Here is an 18,394-nt window from a genome sequence, read left to right on the forward strand (position 1 = left end):
TAGCGTTGCGCGCGGCGCATCGGCCGCGCGCGACGCCATGCCTGCTGCCTTTCCATGATGGACGCAATCTTCAAAGGACTGGTCGCGATCGTGGCCGCGTGGCTGCTCGCGCTTGGCCTGGTCGCGCCGGCGCATGCGGGCGCCTACGAGGCCGAGCTGCCGCCGCAACTGGCCACGGCTGCCGACCTGTGCGCACTGGTGCCATGCGCGCAGGTGCTGCCCGGCGCCACCGAATTCTCGCAGCGCATGGGCCAGCCGCCCTATGTCGAGGGCTACCGCACCGGCTCCGGCGGCAAGCGCGAGCTGCTCGGCTACGTCATGCTGTCGACCGACATCACCGACACGCCGGCATATTCGGGCAAGCCGGTGGTGACGCTGATCGGCATGGACACGCAGGGCCGCTATGCCGGCGTCAAGGTGCTGAAGCATTCGGAGCCGATCCTGCTGCTGGGCATTCCGGAGTCGGCGCTGCTCGATTTCAACCGGCAGTACGTCGGCAAGTCGGTCGCCGACAAGATCGAAGTGGGGCAGTCGCGACCCGACGAAGGCGTGGTCGGCGTCGATGCGATTTCCGGCGCCACGGTGACGGTGATCGCGCAGAACCAGGTGCTGACCACGGCGGGTGCGGCGGTGGCGCGGCAGGTCGGCATCCTGGCGCCGACGCAGCGCGCGCCGGCGCGCTACGTTGAAAGCGGCACGCACTACAGCTGGTCGCAACTGGTGGCGATGGGCGCGGTGCAGCGCCTGCTGGTGCAGCCTGCGCAGGTCGGCCTGCCGGGCGGCGGCGGGCCGTTTATCGAGCTGTGGTTCGGCGACCTCAATCATCCCGATATCGCGCGCAGCGTGCTCGGCGATGCCGGCTGGCAGGGCCTGCGCGCGCAACTGCGGCCAGGCGAGCACGCCATCTTCGTGATCCGCACCGCCGGCAACGAGTCGTTCAAGGGCTCGGGCTTCGTGCGTGGCGGCATCTATGACCGGGTGCAGGTGCGCCAGGACGCCGACGCCTTCACCTTCCGCGACCTCGACTACCTGAACCTCTATGGCGTGGCCGCGGCGGGCGCGCCGGCGCCGACCGAGTCGGCGATCTTCGTGATCCGTTCGCCGGCGTTTTCGGCGGCGTATCCGTGGAAGCTGTCGTTCCTCGGCAACCGGGTCGACCGCGCCACCGGCACGCGCAGCTTTGCCAGCTTCGACGCGCCGTACTGGCTGCCGGCGGCGCTGCTGCAGGGCGGCCGCCCCCATCTCGACGTGCCCGAGGCGCCGTGGCGCAAGGTGTGGCGCCGGCAGGCCGGCGCCATCGCGCTGTTCGTGGCGCTGCTGGGCGCGGTCACGCTGGTCTACGCGCTGCGCGACCGCCTGACGCGGCGCGCCACCCACAAGCGCAAGTGGCCGGTCAATGCGTTCAAGTACACGGTCTGGGCCATCAGCATCGTCTTCGTCGGGTTTGGCGCGATGGCGCAGCCTTCGGTGACGCAGGTGCTGACGTGGTTCCATGCGTTGCTGCTGCGCTGGGACTGGGCCTTGTTCCTGAGCGATCCCTTTATCTTCTGCTTCTGGATCTTCATCATCGTCACGGTGCTGCTGTTCGGGCGCGGGCTGTTCTGCGGCTGGCTGTGCCCGTTCGGCTCGCTGTCCGAGGCGATCTACAAGCTCGGCGGCTTGATCGGGCTGAAGCGCTGGCAGCGGCAGTTGCCGCGGCGCTGGCACGACCGGCTCAAGTGGGTCAAATATGGCGTGTTCTTCGCGCTGCTGACGGTGTCGGTGTTCTCGATGGGGCTGGCCGAGCGGCTGGCGGAGATCGAGCCGTTCAAGACCACCTTCCTGGTCGGCATCGCGAACCGCGCGTGGCCCTACGGCCTGTTCGCGTGCGCGCTGCTGGGGTTGTCGCTGTTGATAGAACGGCCTTACTGCAAGTACCTGTGCCCGCTCGGCGCGGCGCTGGCCATGCCGAGCACGTTCCGCTGGTTTGGCCTGCGGCGCAAGCCCGACTGCAACCGCTGCAAGGCATGCGCGGCGGGCTGCGGCGCGCAGGCGATCGATGCCGATGGCCGCATCGACCAGCGCGAATGCCTGCATTGCCTCGACTGCATGGTGCTCTACACCGATACGCACGGCTGCCCGCCGCTGGCGCGCGAGCGCAAGCGGCGCGAGCGCGACGGGCTGCCGCTGACGCCGGTGGGGCGCGACGGGTATTTCATTCCGCTGGTGCCGGTGGCGGCCGCCGCGGCACAGCCGTCGGGCCCCGATCCGCGCCTGCCGACCGATCCCGTGACGCCGCCCTACGCCGCCACCACGGGCGCCGCGCGCTGCTTCGCCGAGCTGTGGGACCACCTGTGGCCCTGGAGCGGCCAGGGCTGGCGCTCCGCCGCGGCGTTGCAGCTGGCGGGCGTGGCGGTGGCACTGGCGGCAACCGTGGCGTGGGCGCTGGCAGCCAGCGGGCAGCTGCGCGCCGGCGCGGTGATCGGCTGGTGGCTGGGCTGGAGCCTCTACGAAGTGCTGATCCGCCTGTCGGCCAAGCGCTATGTCAAGGATGGCCCATGGTGGCGCGGTCGCCATCGGCGCGCCACCGTGATGGACATGCTCAGCTATGTCGGCTTCAAGAACCTGCTGATCGGTGCCGCGCTGTTCCTGGCGCTGAAGGCGATGGGGATGCTGGGCGCATGAGGCTGCAGTGCGGTATCCCGTTGCTATGGCTGATCTGCGGCATGACCGGCGCGGCGGCCGCGACGTGGCGCGTGCAGCCCGGCCAGTCGCTGCAGGCGGCGATCGATGCGGCGGCCGCCGGCGACACCATCGAGATCGCGCGCGGCCACTACACCGGCAACTTCACCGTCGCCAGGCCGCTGGTGCTGCGCGGCATCGCGCGGCCCACGCTCAGCGGCGCGCTGCGTGGCGATACGCTGCGCATCGCGGCGCCCGACGTGACCGTCGAGGGACTGATCGTGCGCGACTCCGGCGACAGCCTGAAGGACCAGAACGCCGGCATCTACATCCAGCCCGGCGCGCATCGCGCGGTAGTGCGGCACTGCGAGCTGACCTACAACCTGTTCGGCCTGTGGATCGAAAAGGCCGACGAGGTCCGCGTCGAGGCCAACACCATCACCGGCAAGCGCGACTACAACTCGGCGCAGCGCGGCAACGGCGTGCAGCTCTACAACACGCGCGGCGCGCGCATTCTCGACAACCACATCAGCTTCGTGCGCGATGCGCTCTACGTCGATGTCTCGCACCATGCCGTGTTCCGCGGCAACCGGCTGCACCACAGCCGCTACGGCACCCATTACATGAACTCGTACCACAACCTGTGGGAGCACAACGACAGCTACCGCAACCGCGGCGGACTGGCGCTGATGGAAGTGCGCGACCAGGTGGTGCGCAACAACCGCACCTGGGCCAATGCCGACCACGGCATCATGCTGCGCACGCTGCAGGACTCGGTGATCGAAGGCAATGTGGTCGCGCACAACCAGCGCGGCTTCTTTATCTACGATGTCGAGTATGCGCAGTTGCGCGGCAACCTGGTGCTCGGCAACGCCATCGGCGTGCACCTGTCGGCGGGATCGACGCGCAACGTGGTGCAGGGCAACGACTTCATCGGCAATCGCGAGCCGGTGCGCTATGTCGGCGCGCGCGACGAGGCCTGGGGCGGACGCAGTCCGGCTGAAAAGCAGCTGGGAAACTACTGGAGCAACTACCTGGGCTGGGACCGCGATGCCGATGGCGTGGGCGATATCCCGTACCGGGCCAACGACCTGGTCGACCGGCTCAGCTGGCGCTATCCGGGCGTGACGCTGCTGCTGGGCAGCCCCGCGCTGCAGGCGCTGCGGCTGGCCGGGCGCCAGTTTCCGGTGATCCGGGCGCCCGGGGTAGTCGACGAATATCCGCGCATGCGTCCGGCCCGCGCCAACTGGAGGCAATGGCATGAGCCCGCCGACACCAGCCGCTGATCCGGCCATGGATGCGATCGTGCTGTCCGGCGTCAGCAAGCACTTCGGCGCGCTGCGCGCCGTCGACGATGTCAGCCTGAGCGTGGGGCAGGGCGAGCTGCTCGGGCTGATCGGCCATAACGGCGCGGGCAAGAGCACGCTGTTCCGGATGATGCTGGGCCTGCTGCCGCCGACGCACGGCACCTTGCGCGTGGCGGGTGCCGACGTGGGCAGCCGCGCCTTTCGTGCGGCACGCCGCGGCATCGGCTACCTGCCCGAACACCTGGTGCTGCACGACAACCTGAGCGGCCTGGAGACGCTGCGCTTCTTTGCGCGACTGAAGGGCGTGCAGGCGCAAGCGTGCGCGCCGATGCTCGAGCAGGTGGGCCTGTGCGCTGCCGCCGCGCGCCCGGTGCGCGAGTATTCGAAAGGCATGCGCCAGCGGCTGGGCTTTGCGCAGGCGCTGCTGGGCACGCCGCGCGTGCTGTTCCTCGATGAGCCGACCAACGGCCTCGACCCCGCCGCGATCCGCGACTTCTACGCCATGCTGAACACGCTGCGCGAACGTGGCGTCACCATCGTCATCACCTCGCACATCCTGGCCGAGCTGCAGCAGCGCATCGACCGCTTCGCCATCCTGTCCGCAGGCCGCCTGCAGGCCGCCGGCAGCCTCGAGGCGCTGCGCGCCCGGGCCGGCCTGCCGCTGACGCTGGTGCTGCGGACCGAGGCCGGCGCGCGCGACGAGGCGCTGCGCCGGTTGCGCGCGCTGCCTGCGCTGCCCCCGCTGTATATCGACGATGCACCGCCCGGCGCGCTGACCGTGCGTTGTGCGCCCGCCGCCAAGATGGCGGTGCTGGCCGCGCTGCAGCCGCTCGCCGGCCGGCTGCTGGACCTGGAGATCCACGAGCCGTCGCTCGAGGATCTTTTTCTCGGAATGAAGGGGTAGGCATGGGCGACTGGTTCGACGCGCGGCAGGTGGCCACGCTGGCCGGCAGGGAATTCCGCGACCGCATGCGCAACCGCTGGGTGCTGGCGGTGGCGGCGGTGTTCACCGCGCTGTCGCTGGCGATCGGCTATTTCGGTGGGGCCGAGCAGGGCGTGCTGGGCCCGCGCTCGCTGGAGTTCGTCATCACCAGCCTGGCCAGCCTGGTGATCTACCTGGTGCCGATGATCGCGCTGCTGCTCGGCTTCGACGCCGTGGTGGGCGAGCGCGAGCGCGGCTCGCTCGACCTGCTGCTGTCGCTGCCGCTGACGCGCGGCGAGCTGCTGCTGGGCAAGTACCTCGGCCTGGCCGCCGCGCTGGTGCTGGCCACGGCCGGCGGCTTTGCGCTGATGGCGCTGCTGCTGGCGCGCCAGTTCGGCTGGGCGGGCCTGTATCACTACTTCGGCTTTGTCGCCAGCGCGGTGCTGCTCGGGCTGGCGTTCCTGAGCCTGGCGCTGTGGCTGTCGGTGCTGAGCCGCGACCGCGCGCAGGCGTCGGGGCTGGCGATCGGGCTGTGGTTCTTCTTCGTGCTGGTGTTCGACCTGCTGCTGCTCGGCATGCTGGTCGCCGGCAGCGGCGCGGACGCGCAGCATGCCGCCACCGACTGGATCGCGTGGCTGCTGCTGCTCAACCCCGCCGACCTGTTTCGCATCGTCAATGCCTTTTCACTGGACCAGCTGCGCAGCGCCGGGGGCGTTGCCAGCATCGTGCCGCCCGCGCTGGCCAGCCCGTGGCCGACCGGCGCGGCGCTGCTGGCGTGGATCGCCGTGCCGCTGGGCCTTGCCGCCAGGAGTTTCCGCTAATGTGTACCCCGCTGTGTTCCCAGTTCTCATGGCATCGCCGCCACCTGTTGCTGACCCTTGCCGGCGGCGCCGTGCTGCTCGCCGGCTGCGGCCGCGAGCCGGAGGCCCCGGCACAGCCGCAGGAATTCGACGCCGCCACCGCCTGCGCATTGGACGGCATGCTGCTGGCCGATTACGCCGGGCCCAAGGCGCAGGTGTTCTATGCGGGCGAGGCGCGCCCGCACTGGTTCTGCGATCCGGTAGAGATGTTCCACGCGCTGCTGCGGCCGGAACAGCTGCGGCCGGTGCGCGCGGCGTTCGTGCAGGACATGGCGCGCGCCGACTGGGAGCAGCCGCGCGGCCACTGGTTCGACGCCACCACTGGCATCTACGTCGCCGGCAGCCGGCGCCACGGCGCGATGGGGCCGACGCTGGCGAGCTTCAGGACGGAAAGCGATGCAGCCGCCTTCGCTGCCCGCCATGGCGGGAAACTGCTGCGCTACGCCGAGGTGACGCCGGAACTGGCCGACCTCAGCGGCGGCGCGATGCACGACAGCCGGATGTAGCACGGCGGGCCGGGTGCCCGCCGTCGTGACTGCAATGGCGACTCAGTTGCCGCTGCCCGACACCAGCCGGCGCTGGCGCACCGATTCGGCCAGGCCCTCGAGCACCTTGACCGAGTCGTCCCAGCCGATGCAGGCATCGGTGACGGACTGGCCGTAGGTCAGCTCTTCGACCGGCTGGCCCTGCACGTGGTCCTGGCGCCCGGCCACCAGGTGCGATTCGACCATCACGCCGATGATGCGCTGGTCGCCGGCGGCAATCTGGCGGCCGATCTCGGCGCACACCGGGATCTGGTTCTCGTGCTTCTTGCTGCTGTTGGCGTGCGAGGCGTCGATCATCAGGCGCGAGGCCAGGCCGGCCTTGGCGATGGCGTCGCACGCTTCCTGCACGCTGGCGGCATCGTAGTTGGGCGCCTTGCCGCCGCGCAGGATCACGTGGCAGTCCTCGTTACCCGAGGTCGACACGATCGCCGAGTGCCCGCCCTTGGTCACCGACAGGAAATGGTGCGGCTGCGACGCGGCCTTGATCGCGTCGACCGCGATCTTGACGTTGCCGTCGGTGCCGTTCTTGAAGCCGACCGGGCACGACAGTCCCGACGCCAGCTCGCGGTGCACCTGCGACTCGGTGGTGCGCGCGCCGATCGCGCCCCAGCTGACCAGGTCGGCGATGTATTGCGGGCTGATCATGTCGAGGTACTCGGTGCCGGTCGGCACGCCCATTTCGCTGATGGTCAGCAGCAGCTCGCGCGCGGTGCGCAGGCCGTCGTTGATCTTGAAGCTGCCGTCCATGTGCGGGTCGTTGATCAGACCCTTCCAGCCCACCGTGGTGCGCGGCTTTTCGAAATACACCCGCATCACCACCTCGAGCTCGCCGGCGAAGCGCTCGCGCTGCACCTTGAGCAGCTTGGCGTATTCGAGCGCGGCGCGGGTATCGTGGATCGAGCACGGGCCGATGATGACGATCAGCCGGTCATCCATGCCGTGCAGGATGCGATGCATGGCCTGGCGCGCGCCGTAGATGACGTCCGAAGCCTGTTCGGAGCAGCCGAACTCGCGGATCAGGTGCGCGGGCGGCAGCAGCTCCTTGAGTTCGCGGATGCGCAGGTCGTCGGTGTTCTTCAGCATGATGGCTCCAGGATTCTTGTGAGGTCGTGAGGGTGTGGGAAAACAAAGGGCATAAAAAAACCGCCAGGGTCGCTGGCGGTTTTTTTTGTATTCGGGGCGCTGCTTACAGCCATCCCTCCCTATCCGCCAGCGGTGTGAGATCGCCAAAAAAGTAAAAGTAAAACTTAGCGGACATGGCGGGAAAAGGCGTTGGCTTGGGTCAGCTTGAAACGATTTACTTCGCGGGCGCCGGATTTATGCTGCACTGCGTGGCAGAAAGGCAGGAAATTGCGCGGCGCTTCGGTAATTTTCATTGCGCATTGGCTGCTGGCCGCGCGACGAAGCATCTTTATAGCGCCTTTTGCCAGGGTTGGCAAGTGTCGCCGCAGCCATGGCAGGACGTGCGGCGGTCTTGCCCGCTGCTGGGCCATTCCCTCTCGCGCAAGCGCGACAGGGAGCTCGCCAGCGGCCTCAGGCGGTCCCGCCCACCGTCATATTCTCGATGCGCAGCGTCGGCTGGCCCACGCCCACCGGCACGCTCTGGCCTTCCTTGCCGCACACGCCCACGCCCGAATCGAGCCGCATGTCGTTGCCGATCATGGTCACGTCCTTGAGCGATTCGGGGCCGTTGCCGACCAGCGTCGCGCCCTTGACCGGGTAGGTGATCTTGCCGTCCTCGATCATGTAGGCCTCGCTCGCCGAGAACACGAACTTGCCGTTGGTGATGTCGACCTGGCCGCCGCCAAAGTTGACCGCATACAGGCCGCGCTTGACGCTGGCGATGATCTCCTGCGGATCCTTGTCGCCGTTGAGCATGTAGGTGTTGGTCATGCGCGGCATCGGCAGCGCGGCATAGCTTTCGCGGCGCGCGTTGCCGGTGACCGGCATCTTCATCAGGCGCGCGTTGAGCGTGTCCTGGATATAGCCGCGCAGGATGCCGTCCTCGATCAGCGTGGTGCACTGGGTCGGGTTGCCTTCGTCGTCGAGGTTGAGCGAGCCGCGGCGGTTGGCCAGCGTGCCGTCGTCGACCACGGTCACCCCCTTGGCCGCGACGCGTTCGCCCATGCGCCCGGCGAACGCCGACGAGCCCTTGCGGTTGAAGTCGCCTTCCAGCCCGTGGCCGACCGCCTCGTGCAGCAGCACGCCGGGCCAGCCCGGGCCCAGCACCACCGTCATGGCGCCGGCCGGGGCCGGGCGCGCATCCAGGTTGACCAGCGCCGACGACACCGCCTCGTCCACGTACTGCTGCAGCAGGTCGTCGGTGAAATAGCCGTAGGCATAGCGGCCGCCGCCGCCGGACGAACCGATCTCGCGGCGCCCGCCCTGTTCGGCGATCACCGTGACCGAGACCCGCACCAGCGGGCGCACGTCGGCGGCGATCACGCCGTCGCTGCGCGCCACCAGCACCACGTCGTACTCGCCGGCCAGGCCCGCCATCACCTGCACCACGCGCGGATCCTTGGCGCGCGCCATGCGCTCGATGCGCTCCAGCAGCGCCACCTTTTCCGCCGCGCTCATCGAGTCGAGCGGGTCGTTGGGCGTGTACAGGTTGCGGCCCGCATGCGTGGCCAGCTGGCCGGCAACCTTGACGCGGCCGCTGCCGGCACGGCCGATGGTGCGCGTGGCGGCTGCCGCCTGCGACAGCGCGGGCAGGCTGATCTCATCCGAATACGCGAACGCGGTGCGGTCGCCCGAGACCGCGCGTACGCCCACGCCCTGGTCGATGCTGAAGCTGCCCGACTTGACGATGCCTTCTTCCAGGCTCCAGGCCTCGTTGCGGGTGTACTGGAAGTACAGGTCGGCGTAGTCGACCTTGTGCGTGAAGATATCGGCCAGCACGCGCTGGAGCCTGGCTTCGTCCAGGCCGTACGGTGCCAGCAGCAGTTGCTGCGCGGTGGCCAGGTTGCGGATTCCGAGATCGCCGGCGTTCATGAGAGGTCCTTTTTTTCCTTGGGCCGCGCGGGCTGGCCGGCGCGGCAATCGATCCTGTTGGCGGGGGCGCCATCGGCCCCCGCAGTTGCGTACATGCTACAGCACCCGGTGCCGCAATGCCGGCAGGTTCTGCCGGACTTCCTCCAGCCGCGCCGGGTCGATCACGCCGCCGACCACGCCTTCGCCTTCGGGCAGCATCGCCAGCACTTCGCCCCACGGGTCGACCAGCATCGAATGGCCCCAGGTGCGCCGGCCGTTCTCGTGCTTGCCGCCCTGCGCCGCCGCCAGCACATAGCATTGGTTCTCGATGGCGCGGGCGCGCAGCAGGATTTCCCAGTGGGCCTGCCCGGTGGTGTAGGTGAAGGCGGCCGGCATCAGGATCAGGCTGGTGCCGCCGTCGGCGGCCAGGCCGCGGTACAGCTCCGGAAAGCGCAGGTCGTAGCACACCGACATCGCCACCCGGCCGCACGGCGCGTCGAAGCTGACCGGCGTGCGCCCGGCCAGGATGGTGCGCGATTCGTCATAGCTTTCGGTGCCGCGGGTAAAGCCGAACAGGTGGATCTTGTCGTAGCGCGCGATGCGCTCGCCGCGCGGGTTGAAGGCGAGCGAGGTGTTGTACACGCGCTGCGGGTCGTCGCACCACATCGGCAGCGTGCCGCCGACCAGCCAGATGCCATGGCGGCGTGCCGCGTCGGCCAGGAACTGCTGCACCGGGCCGTCGCCGTCGTGCTCGCGCACCGCGACCTTGTCGGATTCGGCGCGGCCCATGATGCAGAAGTACTCGGGCAGCAGCACCAGCTCGGCGCCGCCGGCGGCGGCCTCGGCGATGCGCGCCTCGGCGCGCGCCAGGTTGGCGTCGAGCGAAGTGCCGGTCACGGTCTGCACGGCGGCAACGCGGAACGGGGCAGGGCTGGGTGGAGTGGCAGGCGTCATGGGGGGCGGCATCTTCTTCTAGCGCGGGAAGGCCGGGTCCGCGCGGTTCTGGAAGGTCGGGCCTTGCGCCTTATTGTCCTCCACTTTGCCGACCTGTGGGTTGGCCCAGCTGCCCGAGATCCGGTAGTGCTGGGTGAACATCTTGGAGAACTCGTCGGCGAACAGCAGCTGCGCCGCGAGCGTGCCGATGCCCAGCGCCGGGTTGATAAAGGCCGCGGCGATCGACGTGGTGGTGGCGTTGATGCGCGGCACCACCGCCACGTGCAGGTCCTGGGTCTCGCGCAGCAGGTTGGCGGTGCCGCTCATGCTGGCGATGATCTGCGGGCTGCGCAGCCTGAAGTCCTGGATCGTGCCGACGCCGTTCTCGATGGTGCCGGTACCGGCGATGCTGTCGAACAGCAGCCCGCGCCCCGAGAGCGTGCGGAAGTCCAGCGTGGCAAAGCGCAGCAGGCCCTGCAGGCTGAGCACGCCCAGCAGGCGCGCCGCGCCCGGCTCGACGCTGAGGATCTGGCCGTTTTCCAGGTCCAGCGACAGCTTGCCGGTCAGCGTCGGGTAGTCGATCGACAGCGGCGAGCCGCGCCACGCCACGCGGCCCTCGAGCTTGCCCTTGCCGTCGCTGAGCGTATGCGGCAGCCCCAGCCGGTCCAGCGTCGCGCCGGCATCGCGCACGTCGATGGCGAACGACAGCAGCGTGCGGCGCTCGGCGCTGGCGTCGGCGCGCAGGCGGCGCGGCACGCGCCAGCTGCCGTTGCCGGTCAGGGTGGCGCCGGGCTGTTCGATCTGCAGCTTGTCCAGGGTCCAGACCGGATCGGTGCCGCCGGCGCCGGTCTCGGTATGCGCCCTGACTTCGAGCTTGCCGAAGTCGTGGCCGCGCAGCATGAACTGGTCGGCGACCAGGTCGATCGCGGGCAAGGTGTCGATGCTGCTGGCGAGCGCATCGACCACGTTGTGCTCGTCGTTGGCATCGGGCACGTTCAGCCGCGCCAGGCGCAGGCGCAGCGAACCGGCGGCAGCCGTCGCGCCCGGGCGCCATTGCACCGCGCCGGCCACCTGGCGCGACTCGATCCTGGCGTTCCAGCCGTCGGCCTCGCGGCTGGCATCGAGCGCGACCTCGTCCAGCGTGCGGCCCATGCCGTGCAGCGTGCGCGCGCGCAGCGCGATGCGGTTGGGCAGGAATGGCGAGGGCGCCTCGTCGGCACCCGCGCCCGCGCCAGCCGTGCTGCCGCCGCCAAGGGCGAAGGCCGCGCGCCAGGCATCGATATCGAGCCGGTCGAAGGTGGCCGCGGCGCTGACGCCGGCCGCCGGCGGCGGCGGCGCCTGCTGCACGCCGATGCCGCCTGCCAGCACTTCGAAGCCGTTGCTGGCGCTACTGCTGTTACCGCCGCCATCGCGGCGCAGCAGGTAGCGGGCGTTCAGCACATTGCCCACTTGCACGGCCAGCTCGTCGGTGCCGGCGCGCGCGCTGCCGGCGGTATTCGCCCCATGCGCGGCCGGGCGCAGCTCCACGCGCAGCGGCAATGACGGCGCGGCGGCCTTGGTCAGCGGCGCCGGCAGCTGCAGCGCCATGCCGTTGAGGTCAGAGTTCAGCTGGATCTGCAACTGCCGTTCGCGCACGCCGATCACCGCGCTGTAGCCGGTGGCGCCTTCCAGCCGCGCCGCCAGCGGCGCCAGCGCCGTGCCCGCGGCGGCCTCGCGCAGCCCCGTGGCCGAGGCCTGGCCGGTGGCGCTCACGCGTGTGGCGCCGTCCGGCTGCGTGCCGCCGGCAAGGCGCAGCTCGCCGCCAAGAAAGCGCGCGCGCAGGTTCTCGAGCCCGAAGCCACGCTCGTTGAAGGTGATGACGCCGCTGGCATTGCCCAGCGGCGGCAGCTGCGGGCTCAGCACGACATCGTTGCCGGGAAAGCGGAAGCGGCCATCGACCCTGGCGGCGTCGGCGTGCTCCAGCGGCATCTCGAGTTTGAGCTTCAGGTCGCCATTGCCGCCGGCCCGGGCCGCGTCGGCGACGTGCCCGGTCCATTCGCGCACCGGCGACGCGTTGATGTAGCGCACGAAGCCTTGCACCGGTCCGGTGGCGCTGCCGTCGATGGCGAGCTTGCCGCGCGGGCTCAGGTCGTCGATGCGGCCGCTGACATCGTGCAGCGTGACGCCGGCAATGTCCTGCACCGTGGCGCGTCGCGCCAGGAAGGTCATGCCGCCGCGGTCGAACACCACGCGCCCGGCGATGTCGGTGAACACCGGCCACGACGATGCGCTGGCGCCGTGGGCTGGCGCGTGGGCCGGCGCGTGGCCCGCGTCGTGCGGCGCGATCTGGTAGCTGACGCGTTCGATCGGCACCTCGACGCGGAACTCGCCCGCCTTCTCGTGCGGCGCGTGGAACGGGAAGTGCGCGAGGTCGCCGCGCAGCACGAAGCTGACCCCGGCGGCTTCGCCGCCGGCAAGCGCGCCGGACAGGTAATGGCGGGTCGCGGCGGGAATGCTCAGCGGCAGGTAGCGCGGCACGCGCGCGACGCTGGCGCGGCTCATCTCGCCGGCCAGGTTGGCGATGCCCGAGACGCCGTCGCCGCCTTCGCGCCAGGTGCCGCGCACCGAGCCGGCGGCGTCGGCATTGGCAAAGCGCACGCCGTCCAGCGTCACCGCGAGCTTGCCGTCGCGGTGCTGCCAGCGCACGTCGCCGGCGATCTGGTCGAACGGCAGGCGCGGGTCTTCGAACAGCCCCGGCAGCACCAGCGCCGCGTCGTTGCCCTCGAAGCGCGCCGTGCCCTGCTGGTCGTCGAGGCTGAAGGTGCCGGACAGGCGCGAGAAGCCCGGCGTGCCCAGGCGCGGATGCCCGGCGGCGTCGAGCGCCGGCACCGCGGGCTGGCCGTTGACCGAGACCTCGCGCAGCGTGCCCTGGATGCTGTAGTGGGGCTTGCCGCCGCCGCGCTCGAGCATGCCGGTGCGCGCGCGGGTCCAGCTGACGTTGAGGTTGTCGATATGGCCCGCCGGCTGCAGCGCGCGCAGCTGGCGCAGCACCGCGGTATCGATCGGCATCGAGGTGGCCAGCGCGCGCACCGTGTTCAGGTCCAGCGACGGCGCCTTCAGCGAGAACTTGCTCAGCGTGCCGTCCCTGGCTCGGGCCCAGCCGATGGCGACCTTGCGCATGCCTTCGCGCCAGCTGCCGTCGGCCGCCGTGGGCGCGTTGGCGGCGTCGGGCAGCGCCGGCTGCTGAGGCTGCAGCGGCTGCCACAGCAGCGTGTCGACCGTCAGCAGGTTACTGCCGTCGCGCTCGGTCCGGTGCAGCAGCAGCGCCTGCGCATTGGCCAGCCGCAGCGGCGCGGCGGCGCCGGCCAGTTGCAGGTCGACGCCGCTGGCGCGCAGCCGGGTCTGGCTGCGCACGATGCGCCCGTCGCGGAATTCGATGCTGCCGTCGGTGCTGAAGGTGCCGCTGGCGACGCGCTCGAACATCGCCAGGTAGCGCTGCAGCACCGGCAGCTGCAGCTGGCCGAGGTCCCAGCTGGCCTGGCCGGTCCAGTGGCGCCAGTTGCCGGCGCTGTGCAGGTAGTCGTCGCGGAAGGTCGAGTTCACCTCGAGCGGGCGCGGGCCCAGTGCCGGCGAGCGCGCTTCCAGGTGGAAGCTGTGGCGCGCGCCGTCGCGGCGCGTGTCGAGGCGGATCTCGCCGATGTCGAGCTGCGGCAGCCGCGCCTTTTCATCGAGCCAGCGCAGCTTGCCGTCGGACAGTGCCACGCGCCCCTGCGACATCAGCCAGCCCAGGAAGCGGTCGTCGTCCTGCTGGCCGCCGGTGGCATCGACCACCATGCCGGCGACCAGCAGCCGGCCCTCGGGTGTGCGGCGCACCAGGATGTCGGTGCCGCTGGCGCTGAGGCTGACGAACTGCAGGTTCATGCTGACCAGCGAGCGCCACGCCAGCTTGCCGTCGAGCGTGGCCGCCGACACCAGCGCGCGCTGCTGGCCGTCCACCGCGCTCAGGCCGCGCGCGCGGAAGGCGGGGTGCCAGCCGTCCCAATAGGTATCGAGCGAGCCGATCCTGACCTGCGCCGACAGCGCCTGCGAGCCACGCTGTTCCAGCCACTCGCGCGCGGCCGAGGCCTGCGGCCACAGCACGAAGCGGATCAGCAGCCCCGCCGCCAGCGCCAGCACCGCCAGCACCAGCGCCACGCGCACCAGCGCGCGCGCCAGGCCGCGCCAGAACGGGTGGCGCACCGCCGCCGCGGCGGCGCGCGCGGTGGCGCGGCCGAGCGCCCCGGCGCGCGCCCACGCGGAGTTCCGCCGGGGGGCGTCAGGGGTGTCAATGCCAAGGGAACCGGCGGGGGTGGCGGGCAGCGTGGTGGCGGCCTCGTGCCCGCCCGCGCCGCCATTGGGGGGAGAACCGTCAGCGGGTTGTGGGGCGCGGCTGGACATGCGCAGATTATCCGACAATACTAGCCGCTCTCCAATCTGGTGCCCGGCCGGCTAAAACAAGAAATGCAAGCTGCGCGCACCGCGGCGGGGTACCCCTGGCCGCACCTTTCGCACTTTTGCTCGCATTTCAAATACTGGAATGACTGCCTCTGATCCGACGAGTTCCGCCGCCGGCGACGCCGCTGACCAACGTGGCGCGCGCGCCACACCGGAACCCGCCCAGGCGGCGCCGGTCGCACCGGGGCAGGGCCCCGGCACCATGTCTGCCGGCACCTTTGCCGTCACCGCGGCGCAGGCGCTGCAGCCGGATGGCGCAGGCGCCCGGGCAGGCGGCGACGTATTGTACTCGGCCGCGTACTCGCACTACGCGCGGCGCGTGCTGCAGGCGCGCCCGGACTTGCCGGAAATCCTCGCCGCCGCGGTGACGCAGCCGCTCACGCGCGCCTGGATGGAAACCCGGCTGCAGGCGCTGCACGCACCGTCGGCCGACGTCGAAGATGCCGCCAAGCGCGCGCTGCGCCGGCTGCGCGCCGAGGTCATGTGCGCGGTGATCGAGCGCGACCTGCGCGGCCTGGCCACGCTGGGCGAGGTCACCGGCGCCATGACCGACCTGGCCGAACTGGCGATCCAGCACGGCCTCGCGGTGCTGGGCGATGATCTGGCCGCCACCTTCGGCCGCCCGGTCGGCGCCCACAGTGGCGAGGTGCAGGAGCTGGTGGTGGTGGGCATGGGCAAGCTGGGCGGGCGCGAGCTCAATGTCTCGTCCGATATCGACCTGATCTTCCTCTACGACGAAGATGGCGAGACCCAGGGCGGCCCGCGCACCGTGTCCAACCACGAGTACTTCATCCGCCTCGGCCGCCGGCTGATCAACCTGCTCGCCGACGTGACCGCCGATGGCTACGTGTTCCGCGTCGACATGCGGCTGCGTCCCAACGGCGATGCCGGGCCGCTGGCCTGCAGCCTGGGCATGCTCGAGGAATACCTGGTGGTGCAGGGCCGTGAGTGGGAGCGCTATGCCTGGATCAAGGGCCGCGTGGTGTCGGCGCTGGACTCGCCCCACGCGCAGCGCACCGCCGGGCTGCTGGCGCGGCTGACCTCGCCGTTCGTGTTCCGGCGCTACCTTGACTACGGCGTGATCGCGGCGATCCGCTCGCTGCATGCGCAGATCCGCAGCGAGGCCGCCAAGCGCAGCGGCGGCCTGCCCGGGCATGGGGTCAACCAGCGCTCGTTCAATATCAAGCTGGGCCGGGGCGGCATTCGCGAGATCGAATTCATGGCGCAGGTGTTCCAGCTGATCCGCGGCGGCCAGGATCCCGCGCTGCGCATCCGGCCGACGCTCGAGGTGCTGGCGGTGGCGGTCGAGCGCGGCCTGCTGCCAGCCGGCCAGGCGGCCCAGCTGGGCGACGCCTACCGCTTCCTGCGCCAGCTCGAACACCGGCTGCAATACCGCGACGACGCCCAGACCCATCACCTGCCGACCTCACCCGACGAGCAGCGCGCGGTGGCGCAGATGATGGGCTGCGCCGACTGGGCGGCCTTGCTGGCGCGGCTGGCCGAGCTGCAGGAGCCGGTCGCGCAGCAGTTCGAAGCCACCTTCTCCGACCCCGACGCCGGCCCGTGCGAGGCGCTGTGGCCGGACATCGTCATGGAACACAGCGCCGCGCGTGCGCAGGACAACCCGCGGCAGGACCCGTCGCAGGGTGCGGCCGACAGCGCGGACGACAGCGCGGTGCCGTGCGCGCGGCTGCAGGCTGCCGGCTTTACCGACTGCAACGCGCTTCTGGACCGGCTGCGCGCGATCGCCGCGTCGCTGCGCTATCGCGCGCTGTCCGAAGCCAGCCGCGCGCGCTTCGACCAGCTGGTCAACCGCGCGCTCGACCTGGCCGCGCGCCAGGACGATCCCGACAGCACCATCGGGCGCTTTATCGATTTCCTCGAGGCGATCAGCCGGCGCGCCTCCTACCTGTCGCTGCTGTCCGAATACCCGCAGGCGATGGACCGCGTCGCGCAGACGCTGCACGCCTCGCGCTGGGCCGCGGCCTACCTGACGCGCCATCCGCAACTGCTGGACGAGCTGCTCGACAGCGACGCGCTCGCCGGCGCGCCCGACTGGGCCGCGTTCCGCAAGCGCCTGCATGAGCGGCTGCTGGCTGCGGAAGGGCAGGTCGAGCAGCAGATGGACATCCTGCGCCGCGAGCACCATGCCGAGACCTTCCGCGTTCTGCTGCAGGACCTGCAGGGCATGCTGACCGTCGAGCAGGTGGCCGACCGCCTGTCGGACCTGGCCGACGCCATGCTCGACGCGACCCTGGAAACGGTGTGGCGCCAGCTCGCCACGCGCCACCGCGAGGTGCCGCGCTTCGCCGTGATCGCCTATGGCCGGCTGGGCGGCAAGGAGCTGGGCTATGCCTCGGACCTCGACATCATCTTCCTCTACGACGACGAGCACGAGCGCGCGCCCGAGGTCTATGCCGCCTATGCGCGCCGCCTGATCACCTGGCTTACCAGCCATACCGCGGCCGGCGCGCTGTTCGACGTCGACACGCGGCTGCGCCCCAATGGTGCGGCCGGCCTGCTGGTGACCAGCTTCGACGCGTTCCGCCGCTACCAGCTGCGCGAAGGCGACAACACCGCGTGGGTGTGGGAACACCAGGCGCTGACGCGCGCGCGCTTCTGCGCCGGCGACGCCGCCATCGGCGCGCGCTTCGAGGCGCTGCGCGGCGAGGTGCTGTGCCAGGAGCGCGACGCCGCGGCGCTGCGCGCCGAGATCGCGCAGATGCGCCGCAAGGTGGCCGAAGGCCATCCCAACCCCACCGAGCTGTTCGACCTGAAGCACGATCGCGGCGGCATGGTCGATATCGAATTCACGGTGCAGTACCTGGTGCTGCTGCACAGCCGCGCGCATCCGCAGCTGACGCGCAACGCCGGCAATATCGCGCTGCTGCGCGAGGCCGGCGAGCTGGGCCTGATCGATGCCACGCTGGCGCTGGCGGTGGGCGACGCCTACCGGCTGTTCCGCGCGCGCCAGCACCAGCTGCGCCTCGACGGCCAGGTCCATGCGCGCGTGGCGCCGGCGTCGATGGCCGCGCAGGTCGCGGCGGTGGGCACGCTGTGGCGGGCCGTGTTCGGTGAGGACTGACGCCGCGGCGCCGCCGGCACCGGCCGGCGCATCGTGGCCGGGGCTGCTGGCGGCGGTGGCGCTGGTATGGGCGCTGTCGGCGGCGTTCACCTTCCTGCCGTGGTGGCACGCGCATGGCCTGTACCTGCGCGATGCGGTGCGGGCGGACGGCCAGTGGTGGCGCCTGGCCACGGCGATGTGGGTGCACCTGGACGGCCATCACTGGCTGGCCGACATGCTTGCCGCCACCGGCGTGCTGGCGATCTGCGCGCGCGTGGCGCGGGTGCGCAGCCTGCTGCTGGTGCTGGTGGCGTGCGGCATTGCGGTGCAGCTGGTGCTGCTGCGCGTGCCGGCGATTGCCTGGTACGGCGGGCTCTCGGGCGCGCTGCACGGGCTGGCGCTGTGGGGCGCGCTGGGGCTGCTGCGCGCGCCGGGACTGGCGCGCATCACCGGCGTGCTGCTGTGCCTGGGCGTGCTGGCCAAGGTCTGGGTGGAACAGTCGTGGCTGGCGCCGGTGGTGTTCGATCCGGCGTGGGGCTTCGGCGTGGTGCGCGTGGCGCATGCGGCCGGCGCCGTGGCCGGCCTGCTGTGCTGGGTGTTGCAGGAGTGGTGGCTGGCGCGGCGGCCGGCGGGCGATAACGACGCCGCCGCCTGAT

The 18,394-nt window shown here is 70.8% G+C and carries 12 protein-coding genes; 7 read left to right on the forward strand and 5 right to left on the reverse strand.

Annotated elements, in window-relative coordinates; genetic code table 11:
• Positions 1–57 precede the first annotated feature (57 nt).
• Genes A2G96_RS06615 through A2G96_RS06635 form a run of 5 tightly spaced genes read left to right on the forward strand, consistent with a single transcriptional unit; the run spans position 58 to position 6,256 of the window.
• A complete protein-coding gene (locus tag A2G96_RS06615; RefSeq protein WP_062802092.1) occupies positions 58–2,664 on the forward strand; it encodes a 4Fe-4S binding protein in 2,607 nt (868 codons plus the stop codon).
• Positions 2,661–3,947: a nitrous oxide reductase family maturation protein NosD gene (locus A2G96_RS06620; protein WP_062797890.1), complete on the forward strand. Its 1,287-nt coding sequence runs from the start codon at positions 2,661–2,663 to the stop codon at positions 3,945–3,947. Before A2G96_RS06615 ends, A2G96_RS06620 begins: the two co-directional genes overlap by 4 nt.
• On the forward strand, positions 3,922–4,872 hold the full coding sequence (locus A2G96_RS06625; protein ID WP_062797893.1) for an ABC transporter ATP-binding protein: 951 nt from the start codon (positions 3,922–3,924) through the stop codon (positions 4,870–4,872). The genes A2G96_RS06620 and A2G96_RS06625 overlap by 26 nt, the downstream gene beginning before the upstream one ends.
• A gap of 2 nt (positions 4,873–4,874) precedes the next feature.
• Complete coding sequence (locus tag A2G96_RS06630; protein ID WP_062797895.1) at positions 4,875–5,711, forward strand: ABC transporter permease; 837 nt, start codon at positions 4,875–4,877, stop codon at positions 5,709–5,711.
• Positions 5,711–6,256: a nitrous oxide reductase accessory protein NosL gene (locus A2G96_RS06635; RefSeq protein WP_062797897.1), complete on the forward strand. Its 546-nt coding sequence runs from the start codon at positions 5,711–5,713 to the stop codon at positions 6,254–6,256. Before A2G96_RS06630 ends, A2G96_RS06635 begins: the two co-directional genes overlap by 1 nt.
• A 42-nt stretch (positions 6,257–6,298) precedes the next feature.
• On the opposite strand, the gene aroG is transcribed toward A2G96_RS06635, so the two are convergent.
• From aroG to A2G96_RS06655, 5 genes are all read right to left on the reverse strand, one after another.
• Positions 6,299–7,378 (reverse strand): 3-deoxy-7-phosphoheptulonate synthase AroG, encoded by a 1,080-nt coding sequence (gene aroG / locus A2G96_RS06640; protein WP_062797899.1) that lies wholly within the window; start codon positions 7,376–7,378, stop codon positions 6,299–6,301.
• Between the two features lie 164 nt (positions 7,379–7,542).
• The gene (locus A2G96_RS34245) at positions 7,543–7,671 is read right to left on the reverse strand and encodes a hypothetical protein (protein ID WP_257733209.1); all 129 of its coding nucleotides are present in this window, start codon (positions 7,669–7,671) and stop codon (positions 7,543–7,545) included.
• A 157-nt stretch (positions 7,672–7,828) separates the two neighbouring features.
• Complete coding sequence (tldD, locus tag A2G96_RS06645; RefSeq protein ID WP_062797901.1) at positions 7,829–9,289, reverse strand: metalloprotease TldD; 1,461 nt, start codon at positions 9,287–9,289, stop codon at positions 7,829–7,831.
• 96 nt (positions 9,290–9,385) lie between these two features.
• The gene (locus A2G96_RS06650; RefSeq protein WP_062797903.1) at positions 9,386–10,222 is read right to left on the reverse strand and encodes a carbon-nitrogen hydrolase family protein; all 837 of its coding nucleotides are present in this window, start codon (positions 10,220–10,222) and stop codon (positions 9,386–9,388) included.
• 18 nt (positions 10,223–10,240) lie between these two features.
• A complete protein-coding gene (locus tag A2G96_RS06655; RefSeq protein ID WP_174549294.1) occupies positions 10,241–14,617 on the reverse strand; it encodes a YhdP family protein in 4,377 nt (1,458 codons plus the stop codon).
• Positions 14,618–14,876: 259 nt separating this feature from the next.
• Between A2G96_RS06655 and glnE the strand changes: the two genes are divergently transcribed.
• Positions 14,877–17,759: a bifunctional [glutamate--ammonia ligase]-adenylyl-L-tyrosine phosphorylase/[glutamate--ammonia-ligase] adenylyltransferase gene (glnE, locus tag A2G96_RS06660; RefSeq protein ID WP_470290491.1), complete on the forward strand. Its 2,883-nt coding sequence runs from the start codon at positions 14,877–14,879 to the stop codon at positions 17,757–17,759.
• A complete protein-coding gene (rrtA, locus tag A2G96_RS06665; RefSeq protein WP_062797908.1) occupies positions 17,749–18,393 on the forward strand; it encodes a rhombosortase in 645 nt (214 codons plus the stop codon). Before glnE ends, rrtA begins: the two co-directional genes overlap by 11 nt.
• The last annotated feature ends 1 nt before the right edge of the window (position 18,394 follow it).

Origin of the sequence: Cupriavidus nantongensis, assembly GCF_001598055.1 — a bacterium.
Taxonomy (GTDB): domain Bacteria; phylum Pseudomonadota; class Gammaproteobacteria; order Burkholderiales; family Burkholderiaceae; genus Cupriavidus; species Cupriavidus nantongensis.